Genomic DNA, 17,732 nt, shown 5'->3' on the forward strand with positions numbered 1-17,732 from the left:
CCGCCGCCAGCGCCTCACGATCGACAACCCCGCCCGAACTCATACCGCCAAACTAGGACCACCCACCGACAGAAATCACTGACGAGTGACCACTGAAACCAAAGTGACACAAGAAATTTCAGCCAGCTGAATTGTCGCTCGGAGGCGGGCAAAACGACCCTCGGCCCGACGGACGAACAACACACCTGGAGGCATGCCGGTGAGCGTCCCCCGACTTGTCGGTGTCCGGACCTAGACTCGCGGTGCCTCGATAGCCACGCAGTTCGGAAGGGGGTTCGCCGGGATGCGATTCCTGCACACCGCCGATTGGCAGCTGGGCATGACCAGGCACTTCCTCGCCGGCGACGCCCAACCGCGGTATTCGGCCGCCCGCCGCGACGCGGTGGCCGGCCTGGGGGCGCTGGCGGCCGAGGTGGGCGCCGAATTTGTCGTGGTGGCCGGCGACGTCTTCGAGCACAATCAGCTCGCCCCGCAGGTGATCGGCCAGTCCCTGGAAGCCATGCGCGCCATAGGCATTCCGGTCTACCTCCTGCCGGGCAACCACGATCCGCTGGACGCGTCATCCGTCTACACCAGCGCATTGTTCACCGCCGAACGCCCCGACAACGTCGTGGTGCTCCAGGACGCCGGCATCCATCAGGTGCGGCCGGGCGTGGAGATCGTGGCCGCGCCGTGGCGGTCCAAGGCCCCGACCACCGACCTGGTCGCCGAAGTCCTCGACGGCCTCACCTCCAGCCCGACGACCCGCATCCTCGTCGCCCACGGCGGCGTCGACGTGCTGGACCCCGACCGCGACAAACCCTCGCTGATCCGGCTGGCCAAGCTCGACGACGCGCTGGCCCGCGGCGCGTTGCACTATGTGGCGCTGGGGGACAAGCATTCGCTCACCCGGGTCGGCGACACCGGCCGAGTCTGGTATTCCGGATCGCCGGAAGTCACCAATTTCGACGACGTCGAATCCGACCCCGGCCACGTCCTTGTCGTCGACATCGATGAAAACCACAAAGTGTCCGTAACGCCCCGGCACATCGGCCGCTGGCGGTTCGTCACGTTGCAGCGCCAGGTCGACAGCAGTCGCGACATCGCCGACCTCGACATGAACCTCGACCAATTGACAAAGAAGGACCGAACTGTGGTGCGGCTGGCGCTGACGGGTTCGCTGACCGTCACCGACCGTGCCGCGTTGGATGCCTGCCTGGACCGATACGCCCGGCTGTTCGCCCACCTACGCACCTGGGACAGCCACACGGATCTGGCCGTGATACCCGCCGACGGCGAATTCACCGACCTCGGCATCGGGGGGTTCGCCGCCGCGGCCGTCGAGGAGCTGGTGGCCACGGCGCGCGAAGGCGACACCGAATCGGCGGTCGACGCGCAGGCGGCGCTGGCACTCTTGCTGCGGCTCACCGACCGGGGCGCCGCATGAAGCTGCATCGGTTGGTCCTGACGAATTACCGCGGCATCGCACACCGCGAGATCGAGTTTCCCGACCACGGCGTGGTCGTGGTCAGCGGCGCCAACGAGATCGGCAAGTCGTCGATGATCGAAGCGTTGGACCTACTGCTGGAATCCAGGGATCGCTCGACGAAGAAGGAAGTCAAGCAGGTCAAGCCGACCAACAGTGACGTCGGCTCCGAGGTGACTGCCGAAATCAGCTGCGGCGCTTATCGTTTCATCTACCGCAAACGGTTCCACAAGAAGTGCGAAACGGAATTGACGGTGCTGGCGCCCCGTCGCGAACAGCTGACGGGCGACGAGGCGCACGAACGCGTCCGGGCGATGCTCGCCGAAACGGTGGACAGCGACCTGTGGCACGCCCAGCGGGTGCTGCAGGCCGCGTCGACCGCCGCGGTGGACCTGTCCGGTTGCGACGCGCTGTCGCGTGCGCTCGACGTGGCGGCCGCGCAATCCGACACCGACGCGGCGCTGTCCGGTACCGAGCCGTTGCTCATCGAGCGGATCGACACCGAGTACGCGCGCTACTTCACCCCCACCGGCCGGCCCACCGGGGAATGGGCCGCCGCGATCTCCCGGCTGGCCGACGCCGAGGCCGCGGTCGCCGAATGCGCTGCGGCGGTTGCCGAGGTCGACGACCGGGTGCGGCGCCACGCCGATTTGACCGAGGAAGTCGCCGAGCTTTCGCAGCTGCGCCTGGCCGCCGGCCCGCGGTTGGCCGCCGCGCAGGCCGCCGCCAACAAGATCGCCGAACTCACCCGCCAAGCGCGTGAAGCCAAGCTCGTCGCCGAGGCCGCGACCGCGACCAGCGACGCGGCGTCCGTCGCGCACAGCGGACGGTCGCGGCTGCTCACCGAAATCCAAACCCGCACCGCAGCTGTCGCCGCCGCCGAGGCCGAGGCGAAGGAAGCCGCCGACGCCGAGTCGACGGCGCGCGCCGATGCCGAGGCCTCCGTCGCGGCGGCCGAGAAGGCCGACCAGGCCCTGGAGGAGCTGCAACGCCGCATCGAATCCGCCCGGCTGAGCGCCCGGCTGGCGAAAATCGAGACCATCCAGCGTGACCGCGACGGGCTCAGTCAGGAGCTCTCCGCAATCGTCCTCAGCGATGAGACGCTGCGACGAATCGAAAACGCGGTGGCCGCGGTCGATCGCACCGCCGACCAGCTGGCGGCGATCTCGGCGGCGGTTGAATTCACCGCCGCGGCCGACCTCGAGCTCACCCTCGGCGACCAACGGATCACGTTGCCGGCCGGTCAAACCTGGTCCACCACGGCCACCGGCCCAACCGAAGTCGATATTCCCGGGGTCCTGAACGCGCGGATCACGCCCGGCGCGACCGCGCTCGATGTTCAGGCGAAACATGCTGCGGCACAACAGGAGCTGGTCGCCGCGCTCGCCGCCGCAGGCGTCGCCGACCTCACGGCCGCGCGCAGCGCCGACCAACGGCGTCGCGAATTGCAGATTAGCCGCGACCAGCTGAACGCGACGCTGTCCGGCCTGTGCGGAGATGAAGACGTAGACCAGCTGCGCGCGCGCCTGGCGCAGTTGCATGCTAAGCAGCCGCCGGAACCCACGGATACCACCGCCGGCGCGGCAGAGGACGCGAGGGCGACCGCGCAGGCCGAATGGCAGGCGCTTCGCGACGCGGCGGTGGCGGCCGCGTCGCGCCTGACCGAGACATCCACCCGCGCAACGGTTTTGATCGACAAGGCGGCAACACAACGCGCCGAGCTCGAAAGGGCAACCAACCAACTTGCCCTCGAGCGTGCGTCGGTGAGCGATGAGGTTCTGTCGGCATCGGCGGAGTCGAGCCAGCGGGCCGCCACCACCGCGCAGCAACGCGCCGCGGAGCTGGCCGAGGAACTGGCCGCCGCGGCACCCGACGCGGTCGCCGCGGAATTGGCCGAAGCCAAGCGGGCGGCGGAGTCTCTGGACGATCGCTACGAAGACGCCGCCCGCGCGCTGCGCGAGATCAGCATTGAACTGTCCGTCATCGGCAGCGAGGGTCGCCACGGCAAGCTCGACGCGGCGGAAACCGAACTCGAACACGCCACCAGCGAACACACCCGGGTCGGCCAGCGGGCCCGCGCCGCGGAGCTATTGCGGTCGGTAATGGCACGCCACCGCGACACCACCCGGCTGCGCTATGTCGAGCCCTACCGCACGGAACTGCAGCGGCTCGGCCGTCCCGTGTTCGGGCCGACGTTCGAGGTCGACATCGACAGCGACCTATGCATCCGCAGCCGAACGCTGGACGGCGTCACGGTGCCCTACGAATCCCTGTCCGGCGGGGCCAAGGAGCAACTCGGCATTCTGGCGCGGCTGGCCGGCGCGGCACTGGTCGCCAAGGAGGACTCCGTCCCGGTAGTCGTCGACGACGCGCTCGGGTTCACCGACCCGAATCGGCTGGCCAAGATGGGTCAGGTCTTCGACACCGTGGGCGTCCACGGTCAGGTGATCGTCCTGACGTGCAGTCCCGACCGCTACGACGGCGTCACGGGCGCGCAGCGCATCGATCTGAACGTTTAGCACCGTCGGCGGTCGGGAGCGTCTTACACTCACCCCGAAACGGGAGTGCACCATGGACATTCAGTGCGACTACCTTGTGGTCGGTACCGGATCTGCTGGCGCGGTCGTCGCGAATCGGCTCAGCAGCGATCCGTCCACCGTGGTGGTTGCGCTCGAGGCGGGGCCGCCGGACAAGAACCGATTCATTCCGATCCCGGCCGCCTTTTCCAAGCTGTTCCGCAGCGAAATCGACTGGGATTACCTGACCGAACCGCAGCCGGAGCTCGACGGCCGCGAGATCTATTGGCCCCGAGGCAAAGTTCTCGGCGGGTCGTCGGCGATGAACGCCATGATGTGGGTGCGCGGATTCGCCGCCGACTACGACGAATGGGCGGTGCGAGCCGGGCCGCAGTGGTCCTTCGCCGACGTGCTCGGATACTTCCGTCGCATTGAGGACGTCACCGCCGCGTGGCACTTCGTGAGCGGCGACGACAGCGGGGTCACCGGGCCACTGCAGATTTCGCGCCAACGTAGCCCGCGGCCCTCAACCGCCGCCTGGCTGGCCGCCACCCGCGAGTGCGGATTTCCCCCGGCTCAACCGAATTCGCCTCGGCCGGAAGGCTTTTGCGAAACAGTTGTCACTCAGCGCCGTGGTGCCCGGTTCAGCATCGCCGACGCCTACCTGAAGCCGGCCATGCGCCGCAAGAACCTCACCGTGCTCACCGGTGCCACCGCTACCCGAGTGCTGTTCGAAGGACCCCGCGCGGTCGGCGTCGAATTCCGACGGCACGGCCACCAACACCGCCGGCAACACGATGAACTATGCGTCGCTCACGCCCGCCGCGAGGTGGTGCTCTGCGGCGGTGCCATCAACAGCCCCCAGCTGCTGATGCTTTCCGGCATCGGCGATCGTGATCACCTCGCCGATCTCGGCATCGACACCGTCGCCCACTCGCCCGAGGTGGGGCAGAACCTACTCGACCACCTGGTCACACCCCTGGGCTTCGAGGTCGCCGGCGACAGCCTGGCCGACGCGCAAAAGCCAGGACAGTTGCTCAAGTACCTGCTGCGGCGGCGCGGCATGCTCACTTCCAATGTCGGCGAGGCCTACGGATTTGTCCGCAGCCGCCCCGAGCTGGACCTTCCTGACCTCGAGCTGATCTTTGCTCCGGCGCCCTTCTACGACGAGGGCCTGCTGATCGAGCAACCGGGGCACGGAGTGGTGTTCGGGCCCATCCTGGTCGCCCCGGAAAGCCGCGGCCAGATCACCCTGCGCTCGGCCGACCCGCGGGACAAGCCGGTCATCGAACCGCGCTATCTGTCGGATCCCGGCGGCGTCGACCGTGCCGCGATGATGGAAGGCCTGCGCATATGCGCCCGGCTTGCCGCGGCTCCCGCCTTGAAAGACCTGCTCGGGCGAATCGCCCGGCCGCGCGGTTGCACCGAGCTGAACGAGGCCACCCTCGAGGTCGCGCTCGCCGCGAACTCCCACACCCTGTACCACCCGCTCGGTACCTGCCGCATGGGCAGCGACGATTCAAGCGTGGTGGATCCGCAGTTGCGGGTCCGGGGCGTCTTCGGGCTTCGGGTGGCCGACGCGTCGGTGATGCCCAGCACCGTGCGCGGGCACACGCATGCACCGTCGGTGCTGATCGGCGAGAAGGCGGCCGACCTGATCCGAGGCTGACGCGCGCGGAGTGTCGGCAGAATGGGACGATGGCGGGCCGACACCGATGACGATGGACGCGAAGCGGCGCCGGGCGCACGAAAAGCTGGCGAGGCTGCCGGGCGTGCGCCGGGTACGCCGGCCCGTCTCGCCGGCCAGCGCTGACGAGTTCGACCTGTTCTACGTACGCACCGGCCGCCGGTCCACCCACCCGTTGGTGATCATCCCCGGCGGCCCGGGTGTCGCGTCGGTGCAGATGTACAAAGGACTACGACGGCGCGCCGCCGCCGCCGGTCTCGACGTGATCATGATCGAGCACCGCGGGGTGGGAATGTCACGCCATGACGACTCGGGTGCCGACCTGCCGCCCCGCGCGCTCACCGTGAACCAGGTCGTCGACGACGTGGCCGCGGTGCTCGACGACGCCCGCGCGGATTCGGCCGTCATCTATGGCACCTCGTACGGCACCTACATCGCGGCCGGCGTCGGAGTTCGCCATCCGGCGCGGTTGCGCGCGATGGTCCTCGATTCCCCGCTGCTGTCACGGCACGACATCGTGATCGTGCGCCGCGCAATTCGCCGGCTATTGCTCAAGGGAGACAGCCCCGAAACCGCGCCCCTGGCACCCAAGGTCCGCAAGCTCGTCGACGCGGGCGTGATGACCGCATCGGCGACGCAGATCATCGCGACGATCTACGGACACGGCGGCGCCGGCCTGCTGGATCGTCAACTGGATCTGTTGCTCGACGGACGAAAGATGTTGTGGTGGGCAATATCCCGATTCACCACCCTGTCCAACCTGCCGTTCCGTTACGAGGAAGACCTGGTGAGCCGGATCGCGTTCCGGGAGCTTGACTACGCCGCCGAGCCCGACGGCCTGCCGCTCGACCCGGCCGTGGCCGAGCGCGAAATCCGGACGCAAAAGGTCAGTTTCGACGACGAGCCGTACGACCTGCCGGCCGAGATGCCGAACTTCGGTTGGCCCACCGTGGTGGTTTCCGGCGGCCGCGACCTGATCACTCCGCCCGCGGTGGCCGAGCGGGTGGCGTCGGTGCTGCCGAACGCCGTGCTGATGAAATTGCCCACGATGGCCCACAGCGCGCTGGACTTTCGTGAGCCCGCGGCCCTGGCCATCGCGGGCGCCGTGTTCCGCGGCGATCTCGACGGGCTGGTTGCCCAGGCCCCGGCTCTCGACGAGATCCCCCCGCGCGCCGCAGTCCGCTTGCTGTGGAAGGCGATTGCGGCGGCCGCCATCGCCGAGAGCGCGGTGCCCACCGTGCCGGCGATGCGACGACGGCTCAGGTCCGCATGAATCCGATCGCGGTGTAGTCCAGGTCGGCCAGTCCGGGTGCGCCGAAGTTGGCCAGCGTGCTGCGCACGGCGACGTCGCCGGGCGACTGGGTCAGCGGCAGGCTGAAGCCCTCGGCCCAGATGAGCTTGTCGAGGTCGTTGGCCAGCGCCCGGGCCTTTCCGGGATCGAGCTCTTCGAGCGTGCGCTCGATTGCGGCGTCGATCTCCGGGCTGCCGATCTTGCCGAAGTTGCTGGCCCCGTCGGACTGATAGATCTGGGTCAGCGCGGACAGCGGGAACGCGTCGCCGAGCCAGCCGAACTGGGCCATGTCGAAGGCCCCGACGTTGATGTAGTTGGTGAAGAACCCGCTGCCGGACCGGGCGACCAGTTCGAGTTTGACCCCGATCTGGGCCAGGTCGTGCTGGGCGATCTGGGCAAACACCTTGCTGCCCTGTGCGTCGTAGAACAGGTCGCGGATGACCAGCTGGCGCCCGTCCTTTTCGCGGAACTGGCCGCGCTGCTTCCAGCCCAGCGCGTCGAGCTCTCGTCTCGCTGCGGCGGGGTCGTAAGGGACGGTGGCGCTGTTGTCCTGGTAGCCCTCCTGGCCGGCGACATAGATGTGGTTGTCCAATGCCACCGGGTGACCGGTGAGGCCGTATTGGACGACCCGGGCGATGGTCTGGCGGTCGATGCCCTTGGCCACCGCGACCCGTAAAGCCTTGTCTTCCAGGATGGCCCCAGGGGCGCCGTTGAACGTGAAGTGCGACCAACTCGGGGCGGGGGCGCGCCGGATGGAGATGCCTTTGGTCCGCTGCGCGATGGTCAGCTGGTCCAGTGTGCCGACACCGGTCGCGTCGATCGTGTTGTTCTGCAGCGCGGGCAGCCGGGCCGCGTCGTCGAGCACCAGGAAGGTGATGGTGTTCAGGCGCGGCGGCCGTCCCCACCATTTCGGGTTGCGGGTCAACACAATTCGCTGCGTGGTCCGGTCAAGGGACGAGACGATGAACGGACCGGCGGACGGACCCGGACCGCCGAGCTGCCCGTTGTTGAACGCCTCGGCCGTCGCGGTCATGCTTTCCGGCAACAGCATGCCGTTGCCGGCGAACATGCCCCGCCACTCGGCGTAGGGCTTGGCGAAGGTCATGACGGCCTGCCGGTCGTCGACCCCGCGGGTCACCGACGCGACGCGGTCGGCGCCGCCAGGTGCGGCGATCGCGAAGTTCTTGTCCGCCCCGCTGAGGGCGTGGATTTGGCTCGCGATGTCGCGCCACGTGATCGGCGTGCCGTCCGACCACACGGCCTTGGGATTGATGGTGTAGGTGACCACCTGCGGGTTGGTCCCGGTGAGCTCGACGCTGGTGAAGTAGTCGGTGTCGACGGTCGTCGAGCCGTCCGGCCCGATGATGAACGCCCGCGGCAGGGTGGCCTTCATCATCGCGGCGACTTCGGCCGAGTTGCCGTCGATGTTCAGGATGTTGAAGTTCGGCGGAAAATCGCTGAGCGGCAGCCGCAAATCCCCGCCGGCTTGCAGCGTGGCCGGGTCTCGCGGGTTGAGGTCGCTGGTCGTGCCGATCGACGCGACGTCGCCCGTCGGGGGCGGGAGGCTGATGGCCGGCGAGCAGCCGGACACCACGAGCGCAACGAGGACAAGCGCCCGAAGACGCCTAGACACGCCACGCCTCGACACGCCCCGCCTAGACATAACGGCCCGGATCGGGTTGCGGGACCGCGTCCAGGAGCCGCCGCGTGTAGTCGTGTTGCGGATTGCTGAAAATCTCGTCGCTGTCGCCCTGTTCCACGATCGCGCCGGCATACATCACCGCCACGTCGTGGGCGAGGTGTTTGACCACCGAAAGATCATGGGAAACAAAGAGATACGACAGGCCGAACCGCTCTTGCAGATCGAGCAGCAGGTTGATGATCCCCGCCTGGATGGAGACGTCGAGGGCGGACACCGGTTCGTCGAGGGCCAGGATCTTCGGCTGCAACGCCAGCGCCCGCGCGATGCCGATGCGCTGCTTCTGCCCGCCGGAGAACTCGGCGGGGTAGCGGGCCGCGTCCGCGCGGCGCAAGCCCACGATGTCGAGCAGCTCGGCGACCCGCGCGTTGGTGTCGCTCTTGCCGAAACCATTGGCCCGCAACGGTTCGGCGAGCAGCTCGAAGACGGGCAATCGCGGGTCCAGCGAGGCGACCGGGTCCTGGAAGACGACCTGGATGTCGCGTCGCAGCGTCCGCCGACTCGTCGGGCTCATGACGGCAACATCCGCGCCCAGCACCTCGATCGATCCCGATTGCGGCGCAACGAGTTCCAGGATCTCGTGCAGCGTCGTCGACTTGCCCGAGCCGGACTCGCCGACGATGCCCAGGGTGCGCCCCTGCCGCAACTCGAAGCTGATGCGGTCGACGGCGCGGACCTCCCCGACCGCGCGGCGCAACACCACGCCTTTGGTCAGCCGGTAGGTCTTGACGAGATCGCGCACCCGCACGACGACGGGTGAGTCGCCGGCCGCCGTGGCAGGTGCGGAGGTGTTGACCCCGTAGATGTCCGCGGCGCTACGGTCGCCGACCTGATCGGTGCGGATGCAGGCCGCCCGGTGATCCATACCGACCTCGACCAATTCCGGCTCTGCGGAACGGCATTCGTCGATGACCAGCGGGCAGCGCGGCGCGAACGGACAGCCGGGCTCGAGCCCGGCCAGCGACGGGGGCGCACCGGGAATGGGTACCAGCCGGGTACCTTGCGCGGCGTCCAACCGGGGAACCGATCCCAGCAGTCCCACGGTGTAGGGCATCTGGCGGCCGCGGTACAGATCGGCCACGCTGGCGAACTCGACGATCCGTCCCGCATACATCACCAGCGCCCGGTCGGCGAACTCCGCGACAACGCCGAGGTCGTGCGTGATGATGAGTACACCGGCGCCGGTCACGTCGCGCGCGGTCTTGAGCACGTCGAGGATCTGCGCCTGCACGGTGACATCCAGCGCGGTGGTGGGCTCGTCGCAGATCAACAGGTCGGGATCGTTGGCGATCGCGATCGCGATGACGACCCGTTGCCGCTCGCCGCCGGACAGCTCGTGCGGAAACGCCCTGGCCCGTCGCTCCGGCTGCGAAATCCCCACCAGCTCGAGCAGTTCGACCGCGCGCCCGCGGGCGGCCCTGCGGCCCACGCGTGGCTGGTGGACTTCGATCGCCTCGGCGATCTGGTCGCCGACGCTGTAGACCGGTGTCAGCGCCGACATCGGATCCTGGAACACCATGCCGACCGTCTTGCCGCGGAAGCGCGACATCGCCTCGTCGCCAAGCCCGAGCAGCTCGGTGTCGTGTAACCGCACCGAACCGCGCACCCGCGCATGCTCGGGCAGCAGCCCGACCACCGCCATCGCCGACACCGACTTGCCCGATCCCGATTCGCCGACCATCGCCACCACTTCGCCGGGCTCGATGTGGTAGCTGATGCCGCGCACTGCGGCGACCGGTTGGCCGTCGGTCGGAAAGCTGACGGCCAGGTCCGTCACTTGCAAGAGGCTCATCGGGTACCGCCCCCCAGCATCCCGCTGCCGGGGTCCAGCGCGTCGCGCAGGCCGTCGCCGGTCATGTTGGCGCACACCAGGATCAGCACCAAGACCCCGGCGGGAAACAAGAACACCCAGGGGAAGGTGGTCGCGGACTGCGTGCCGTTGGCGATCAGGGTGCCCAGCGACACATCGGGCGGTTGGACGCCGAAACCGAGGAAGCTCAAGCCGGTTTCGGCGAGGATGGCCGAGGCGACGTTGAGCGCGGCATCGATTATTAGGATGGACGCCACGTTGGGCACCACATGACCGACGATGATCCGGCGGCTGGAGACTCCCATATACCGCGCGGCGCGGATGAATTCGCGTTCCCGCAGGCTCATGGTCATGCCACGGACCATGCGCGAGCTGATCATCCAGCCGAAGCCGGCCAGCAGCAGCACCAGCAACAGGATGCTGGACGACTTCTTGACCCGCGGCGTGAGGATGGCGATGAGTATGAAGCTGGGCACCACCAACAGCAGGTCGACCACCCACATCAGCACCCGGTCCCGCCACCCGCCGAAATAGCCGGCGATGGACCCGACGGTGGCGGCGATGCCGGTGGAGATGAACGCCACGCAGACGCCGATCAGCATCGACTTCTGCATTCCGCGCAGGATTTGCGCCAACAAGTCCTGGCCCAGCGCGTTGGTGCCCAGCCAGTGACGGGTGCTCGGCGGCTGCAGCAGCGCGTTGAAGTCGAGGTCGTCGTAGGAATAGGGCAGCAGCGAAGGCAGCGCGTAGCAGCCGACGAACAGCAGCGCCAACAGCACCAGCGACGCCACCGCCAGCCGGTTGCGGGCGAACCGGCGCAGCACCAGGGTGCGCCGCGAGGCGAAACCTGCCACCTCCGGAACCGAAACCCCCTGGGCCGCAGCGGTTTGCGAGCTAGACGTCATGACACCCGGACCCTTGGATCAAGCGCCGCGTAGATGACGTCGGACAGCAGGCCGGCCAGCAGCACCACCGTGCCGGAGAACAGGGTGATCGCGGCGATGATGTTGGTGTCCTGGGTCGAGATGCCCTGTACCAGCCACTCGCCCATGCCGTGCCATCCGTAGATCTTCTCGACGAACACGGCTCCGACGACCAGCCCGGCCACCCCGTAGGCGAACAGCGTCGCCAGCGGGATCAGCGCGGTGCGCAGCCCGTGCTTCAGCAGCGCGCGCCGGCGGGTGAGGCCCTTGGCGCGGGCGGTGCGAATGAAATCCTGGCCGAGGACGTCGAGCATGGCGTTGCGCTGATATCGGCTGTATCCCGCGGCGGCCATCAGAGTCAGCGTCAGCGTGGGCAGGATCAAATGCCGCAGCCGGTCGAGCAATTCGTGCCCGGCACCCGTCACCCCGGGCGACGTCTCCCCGGTGTAGTCGAAGAGCTGGACGCCGACGGCCCAATTCACCCGCAGGGCACCGAGAATCAAGAGGCTGGCGATGACGAACGACGGTGTGCTCAGCACCAGTAGCGCCAGCATGGTGACGACACGGTCACTGAGTCGGTACTGGCGGATCGCGCCCCACGCGCCCGCCGCGATGCCCAGCAAGGTGCCCGCCACCGAGCCGATCACCAGCAACCGCAGGCTGACTCCGACGCGGCGCCACAGCGTGGCGGCGACCGGCTGGCCGGTGATGGTCGTGCCGAAGTCGCCGCGCACGACGTGCGAGGCCCAGTGCCCGTAGCGCAGGGGTATGGGTTTGTCCAGACCAAGCGCGTGGGCCTTGGCGTCGATGACGGCCTGCGGGGGGCGGGGATTGCGCTGGAGCAGGCTGTCCAGCGGCGAGAAGGCCAGCGACGTCAGGCCGTAGGTCAGAAACGATGCCAGCGCCAACAGCACGACATAGTTGAGCAACCGGCGCGCCAGGAAGCGAATCATGCCCGACCGAGCCGCCCGTGCCGCATTGGGACAGGTTAAGGCGTCTCGAGGCGTCCTTGTGATCCGCCTGATTTTCATGCGTGAATTACGGGTGGTCCGTTGCTAATTTCAAGCCGCAATACCGCAGGAGGCTGCTATGACGGTCACCGATGACTACCTGGCCAACAACGCCCAGTACGCGAGCGGTTTCAAGGGACCGCTACCCATGCCGCCGAGCAAACACGTCGCGGTCCTCGCATGCATGGATGCCCGGCTCGACGTCTACCGCATCCTGGGTCTGGGCGAAGGGGAGGCCCACGTGATCCGCAACGCCGGCGGCGTCGCCACCGACGACGCGATCCGCTCGCTGGCAATCAGCCAGCGATTGCTGGGCACGCGGGAGATCATCCTGATTCACCACACCGACTGCGGGATGCTCACGTTCACCGACGACGACTTCAAGCGCGCCATTCAGGAGGAGACCGGGGTCAAGCCGCCGTGGGCCGCGGAGGCGTTTCCGGATGCCGCCGAGGATGTGCGGCAATCGATGCGCCGCATCGAAAACAGTCCGTTCGTGACCAAGCACGTCTCGTTGCGCGGGTTCGTCTTCGACGTCGCCACCGGCAAGCTCGACGAAGTCACCCTATAGCGCGAGCAGACGCAGAATCGCATCAAAAGCCTCGACCGAGTGCGATTCTGCGTCTGCTCGCCGGGAAACCTAACCCACCTTGTAGGTCGCGAGGGCCTTGGCGACCAGCGTGCCGTGCGTGTCGAGGATCTCGGCCTCGCAGTTGGTCAGCGAGCGGCCCCGGCGTAGCACCCGGCCCACGCCGATCACGTCGGTGGCGCGGGCCGGCGCCATGAAGTCCAGCGTCATCGACACCGTCACGCCGCGCAGGTCGGGTGGTGCCGCGGCGCCGCACCAGGCCGCCGCCATGACGGTGACATCGGCGAGGGTGGCGATGGCGCCGCCGTGGACCATGTCGCCGAGGGTGACATTGGAGGGATCCCACGGCAGCCGCAGCCGCACTTCGTCATCGCTGAGGTGGTCGGCGACGATTCCCAGTTTGGCGACGAACGGCGATTGCGGCAGAAACTGCGCGATGACATCGCGACCCGAGGGGTTGGTCATCCGTCCAGGCTAGGGGTACCGGCCGAAGGCTATGGCGACGTTGTGCCCGCCGAATCCGAACGAGTTGTTGATGGCATACCGATAATTGCCGGGCCTCGGCTTGCCGGCCACCACGTCCAGGTCGATCTCGGGGTCCAGGTTGACCAGGTTCAGGGTCGGCGGAATGACCTGGTCGCGCAGCGCCAGCACGGTCAGGATCGACTCCACAGCGCCCACCGCCCCGACCGAGTGGCCCAACGCCGCTTTGGGTGCGTAGACCGCGGCCTTGTTACTGCCCAGCGCGTTGTTGATGGCCTTGCCCTCGGCGACGTCGCCGACCGAGGTGCCGGTGGCGTGGGCGTTGACGTGGTCGATCTCGTGCGGGGTGATGCCGGCGAGCTCGATCGCCCGGGTCATCGCGTGCCCGGCGCGCACGCCGTTGGGGTCCGGCGCCACCATGTGGAAGCCGTCGGAGGTGATGCTGGCACCCATGATGCGGGCCACGATCGGGGCACCACGCGCCTTGGCGTGCTCCTCGGTCTCGATCACCATCAGGGCGCCGGCTTCGCCGAAGACGAACCCGGTGCGGTCCTTGTCGAACGGGCGACAGGCGCCCGCCGGGTCGTCGTTTTTCGTGGACATCACGATGCGCATCTGAGCGAACGCGGCGATCGCGACCGCCTCGATCCTCACCTCGACGCCGCCGCAGATGGCGATGTCCGCCTCACCCAACACGATGTTGCGCCACGCCTGGGCGATGCCTTCCGAACCGGATGCACACGCCGAAACCGGGGCGATCACGCCGGCCTTAGCGTGCCGTTCCAGGCCGACCGCCGCCGCGGCGGAGTTGGGCATGTATTTCTGCACCGCCAGCGGCGAGACGGCGTTCTTCCCACGAGCGCGCAAGTCTTCGTAGCTGAACACGATCTGCTCGGCCGAGCCCAGGCCGGTGCCGATGGATACCATCAGCCGGTTGCCGTCGACATCGGGCGAGCCGGCGTTTTCCCACGCCCGGCGGCCCAGAACGGTGGACATCTGCGCCAGGTAACCCATCCGGTGCCGCTCGGCGCGCGTCAATCCGTCGTCGAAATCCTCCAGCAGGTGCCCCCCGATGCGCACCGGCAGGTCGTAGTGCTCAATGAACGAGTCGTCGAGGGTTCGGATGCCGCTTTGCCCGTCCAGCAACAATTTCCAGGTCTTTTCGGTGTCGGTCGCCAGCGCCGTCGTCATGGCCATGCCGGTGACGACGACGTTTGGCAAACCGTTCCCCGTAGCCAACGGTGCCATCAGGTCCGCTAAACCCTTCCCCTCCATGCTCCAGACGAGCGGAGACGTGCCCCAAGGTACGCCACGTGGGAGGTCATTGACATCGACGGGGGAGGCTGGTTTTATATACGGCAATGACCGTAAACATGGTCAGTTCTACCAAGTTTATTGGGATTATTTGAGGGGCCCATGACCAGCGATGTGAAGGCCGCCCCGGCGGCCGGGCAGTACGAGCTGAGCCATCTGCGCTCGCTGGAAGCCGAGGCGATCCACATCATTCGGGAGGTGGCCGCCGAGTTCGAGCGGCCGGTGCTGCTGTTCTCGGGCGGCAAGGACTCCATCGTCATGCTGCACCTGGCGCTCAAGGCATTCCGTCCGGGGCGGTTGCCGTTCCCGGTGATGCATGTCGACACCGGCCACAATTTCGACGAGGTGATCGCGACCCGCGACGAACTGGTCGCCGAGGCCGGGGTGCGCCTGGTGGTCGCGTCGGTGCAGGAAGACATCGATGCCGGCCGGGTCGTCGAAACCATCCCCTCGCGAAACCCGATCCAGACCGTGACGCTGCTGCGCGCCATCCGGGAGAACAAGTTCGACGCGGCGTTCGGGGGAGCGCGGCGCGACGAGGAGAAGGCGCGGGCCAAGGAGCGAGTGTTCAGCTTCCGCGACGAGTTCGGCCAGTGGGACCCGAAGGCCCAGCGGCCCGAGCTGTGGAACCTTTACAACGGACGCCACCACAAGGGCGAGCACATTCGCGTCTTCCCGCTGTCCAACTGGACCGAGTTCGACATCTGGTCCTACATCGGCGCCGAAAAGATCAAGTTGCCGTCGATCTATTTCGCGCACCGGCGCAAGGTGTTCAGCCGCGACGGAATGCTGCTGGCGGTACACCGGCACATGCAGCCGCGCGCCGACGAACCGGTGTTCGAGGCCATGGTGCGGTTCCGCACGGTCGGGGATGTCACCTGTACCGGATGTGTGGAATCGGCGGCCGCGACCGTGTCGGAGGTGATCGCCGAAACCGCGGTGTCCCGCTTGACCGAGCGGGGCGCGACCCGCGCCGACGATCGGATCTCGGAAGCCGGAATGGAAGACCGTAAGCGACAGGGTTACTTCTGATGGCCGCACCCGCCACGCTACTTCGCATCGCAACCGCCGGCTCCGTCGACGACGGCAAGTCCACGCTGATCGGACGCCTGCTCTACGACTCCAAGGCCGTAATGGAAGACCAGTGGGCGTCGGTGGAGCGGACGTCCAAGGAGCGCGGCCACGAATACACCGACCTGGCGCTGGTCACCGACGGCCTGCGGGCCGAACGCGAGCAGGGCATCACGATCGACGTCGCGTACCGCTACTTCGCCACTCCCAAGCGGAAATTCATCATCGCCGACACCCCGGGGCACATCCAGTACACCCGCAACATGGTGACCGGGGCGTCGACCGCCCAACTGGTCATCGTGCTCGTCGATGCGCGGCAGGGCCTGCTCGAACAATCGCGCCGGCACGCCTTCCTGGCCTCGCTGTTGGGCATCCAGCACATCGTGCTGGCGGTCAACAAGATGGACCTGATCGACTGGGACAGAGAGAAATTCGAGGCGATCCGCGACGAGTTCCACGCCTTTGCCGCACGCCTGGATGTGCAGGACGTGGCGACCATACCGATCTCCGCGCTGCACGGCGACAACGTGGTGACCAAGTCGGACCGGACGCCCTGGTACGAGGGACCCGCGCTGCTGTCGCACCTCGAAGAGGTCTACATCGCCGGTGACCGCAACCTGGTCGACGTGCGCTTCCCGGTGCAATACGTGATTCGGCCACAGACCCACGAGCATCAAGACCACCGCAGCTATGCGGGAACGGTGGCCAGCGGGGTCATGCGCCCCGGTGACGAGGTGGTGGTGCTGCCGACCGGCAAGAGCACCCGCATCACCTCGATCGATGGGCCGACCGGCCCTGTGGCAGAAGCGTTTCCGCCGATGGCCGTCTCGGTGAGCCTCGCGGACGACATCGACATATCCCGCGGCGACATGATCGCCCGCACCAACAACCACCCGCGGGTCGCGCAGGAATTCGATGCGACCGTCTGCTGGATGGCCGACGGTTCCGCGCTGGAGCCCGGCCGCGAATACGTCATCAAGCACACCACCCGGACCACGCGGGCGCGGGTCACCGCGCTGGAGTACCGGCTCGACGTCAACACTTTGCACCGCGACAAGTCCGCAACGGCGTTGAAGCTCAACGAACTTGGCCGCATCTCGCTGCGCACCCGGGTGCCGCTGCTGCTCGACGAGTACACGCGCAACGCCAGCACCGGGTCGTTCATCCTCATCGACCCCGACACCAACGGCACGGTGGCGGCGGGCATGGTGTTGCGCGATGTGTCGGCGCAGTCCGCGAGCCCCAACACCGTGCGGCACGCGTCGCTGGTAACCGCCGCGGACCGGGCAGTCCGGGGCAGGACGGTGTGGCTGACCGGCCTGTCGGGCGCCGGGAAGTCGTCGGTGGCCATGCTCGTCGAGCGGAAGCTGATCGAAAAGGGAATTCCCGCATACGTTCTCGACGGCGACAACCTACGTCATGGGCTGAACGCCGACCTCGGGTTCAGCATGGCCGACCGCGCGGAGAACCTGCGGCGGCTGGCCCATGTGGCGACGCTGCTCGCCGACTCCGGCCAAATCGTGCTGGTGCCCGCGATCAGTCCGCTGGCCGAACACCGGGAGATGGCCCGTCGAGTGCACGCCGACGCCGGCTTCGACTTCGTCGAGGTCTTCTGTGACACTCCGCTCTCGGAGTGCGAGCGGCGTGATCCCAAGGGGCTGTACGCCAAAGCTCGCGCGGGCGAGATCACGCATTTCACTGGCGTCGACAGCCCGTATCAACGGCCCAAGAATCCCGACTTGCGGCTGACCTCCGATCGTCCGCTCGATGAGCTGGCGGAGAGCGTCATCGAGCTGCTGGAGTCCCGGCCCTAACGCGGACCGCGTCGTCGCTATCGGCGGGGTTCAATTGCCCCGCTCCTCCTCGGAACGCTC

At 67.6% G+C, this 17,732-nt stretch carries 12 protein-coding genes and 1 pseudogene; 7 read left to right on the forward strand and 6 right to left on the reverse strand.

Translation table 11 applies throughout. The annotated features are described in order from the left end of the window. The first annotated feature begins 283 nt into the window (after positions 1-283). The 4 genes from A5744_RS08920 to A5744_RS08935 are packed head-to-tail and all read left to right on the forward strand — an operon-like array spanning position 284 to position 6,941. Positions 284-1,426, forward strand: a complete 1,143-nt coding sequence (locus tag A5744_RS08920; protein ID WP_076060201.1) for an exonuclease SbcCD subunit D — start codon at positions 284-286, stop codon at positions 1,424-1,426. Beyond that, positions 1,423-3,984 (forward strand): ATP-binding protein, encoded by a 2,562-nt coding sequence (locus A5744_RS08925; protein WP_076060203.1) that lies wholly within the window; start codon positions 1,423-1,425, stop codon positions 3,982-3,984. Before A5744_RS08920 ends, A5744_RS08925 begins: the two co-directional genes overlap by 4 nt. A gap of 52 nt (positions 3,985-4,036) precedes the next feature. Beyond that, positions 4,037-5,650 (forward strand): GMC family oxidoreductase N-terminal domain-containing protein, encoded by a 1,614-nt coding sequence (locus A5744_RS08930; protein WP_076060205.1) that lies wholly within the window; start codon positions 4,037-4,039, stop codon positions 5,648-5,650. Positions 5,651-5,696: 46 nt separating this feature from the next. After that, entirely contained in the window at positions 5,697-6,941 is a 1,245-nt protein-coding gene (locus tag A5744_RS08935) for an alpha/beta fold hydrolase (RefSeq protein WP_076060207.1), read from the forward strand. Here A5744_RS08935 and A5744_RS08940 read toward each other — a convergent pair. The 4 genes from A5744_RS08940 to A5744_RS08955 are packed head-to-tail and all read right to left on the reverse strand — an operon-like array spanning position 6,928 to position 12,344. Beyond that, positions 6,928-8,622, reverse strand: a complete 1,695-nt coding sequence (locus tag A5744_RS08940) for an ABC transporter family substrate-binding protein (protein WP_083679246.1) — start codon at positions 8,620-8,622, stop codon at positions 6,928-6,930. The genes A5744_RS08935 and A5744_RS08940 overlap by 14 nt on opposite strands. Then, complete coding sequence (locus tag A5744_RS08945; protein ID WP_076060210.1) at positions 8,615-10,450, reverse strand: ABC transporter ATP-binding protein; 1,836 nt, start codon at positions 10,448-10,450, stop codon at positions 8,615-8,617. The genes A5744_RS08940 and A5744_RS08945 overlap by 8 nt, the downstream gene beginning before the upstream one ends. Further along, positions 10,447-11,322: an ABC transporter permease gene (locus A5744_RS08950; protein ID WP_139329701.1), complete on the reverse strand. Its 876-nt coding sequence runs from the start codon at positions 11,320-11,322 to the stop codon at positions 10,447-10,449. Before A5744_RS08950 ends, A5744_RS08945 begins: the two co-directional genes overlap by 4 nt. A gap of 47 nt (positions 11,323-11,369) precedes the next feature. Beyond that, entirely contained in the window at positions 11,370-12,344 is a 975-nt protein-coding gene (locus A5744_RS08955) for an ABC transporter permease (RefSeq protein WP_076060213.1), read from the reverse strand. 136 nt (positions 12,345-12,480) lie between these two features. Here A5744_RS08955 and A5744_RS08960 point away from each other — a divergent pair, with 136 nt between their 5' ends. Beyond that, positions 12,481-12,972, forward strand: a complete 492-nt coding sequence (locus tag A5744_RS08960; RefSeq protein WP_076060215.1) for a carbonic anhydrase — start codon at positions 12,481-12,483, stop codon at positions 12,970-12,972. Between the two features lie 69 nt (positions 12,973-13,041). Here the strand turns inward: A5744_RS08960 and A5744_RS08965 are convergent, their stop codons facing one another. Together A5744_RS08965 and kasB are read right to left on the reverse strand one after the other, a co-directional pair. Next, positions 13,042-13,455 (reverse strand): PaaI family thioesterase, encoded by a 414-nt coding sequence (locus A5744_RS08965; protein WP_076060216.1) that lies wholly within the window; start codon positions 13,453-13,455, stop codon positions 13,042-13,044. 9 nt (positions 13,456-13,464) lie between these two features. After that, positions 13,465-14,721, reverse strand: coding sequence for a 3-oxoacyl-ACP synthase KasB (gene kasB / locus A5744_RS08970; protein ID WP_076060645.1), 1,257 nt, complete (start codon positions 14,719-14,721; stop codon positions 13,465-13,467). 113 nt (positions 14,722-14,834) lie between these two features. On the opposite strand from kasB, the pseudogene cysD reads away from it, so the two are divergent. Together cysD and cysC are read left to right on the forward strand one after the other, a co-directional pair. Further along, a pseudogene (gene cysD / locus A5744_RS08975) lies at positions 14,835-15,819 on the forward strand (sulfate adenylyltransferase subunit CysD). Next, a complete protein-coding gene (gene cysC, locus A5744_RS08980) occupies positions 15,819-17,672 on the forward strand; it encodes an adenylyl-sulfate kinase (protein WP_076060218.1) in 1,854 nt (617 codons plus the stop codon). The pseudogene cysD and the gene cysC overlap by 1 nt, the downstream one beginning before the upstream one ends. Positions 17,673-17,732: the final 60 nt, after the last annotated feature.

This window comes from Mycobacterium sp. IS-1264 (assembly GCF_001954195.1).
Taxonomy (GTDB): domain Bacteria; phylum Actinomycetota; class Actinomycetes; order Mycobacteriales; family Mycobacteriaceae; genus Mycobacterium.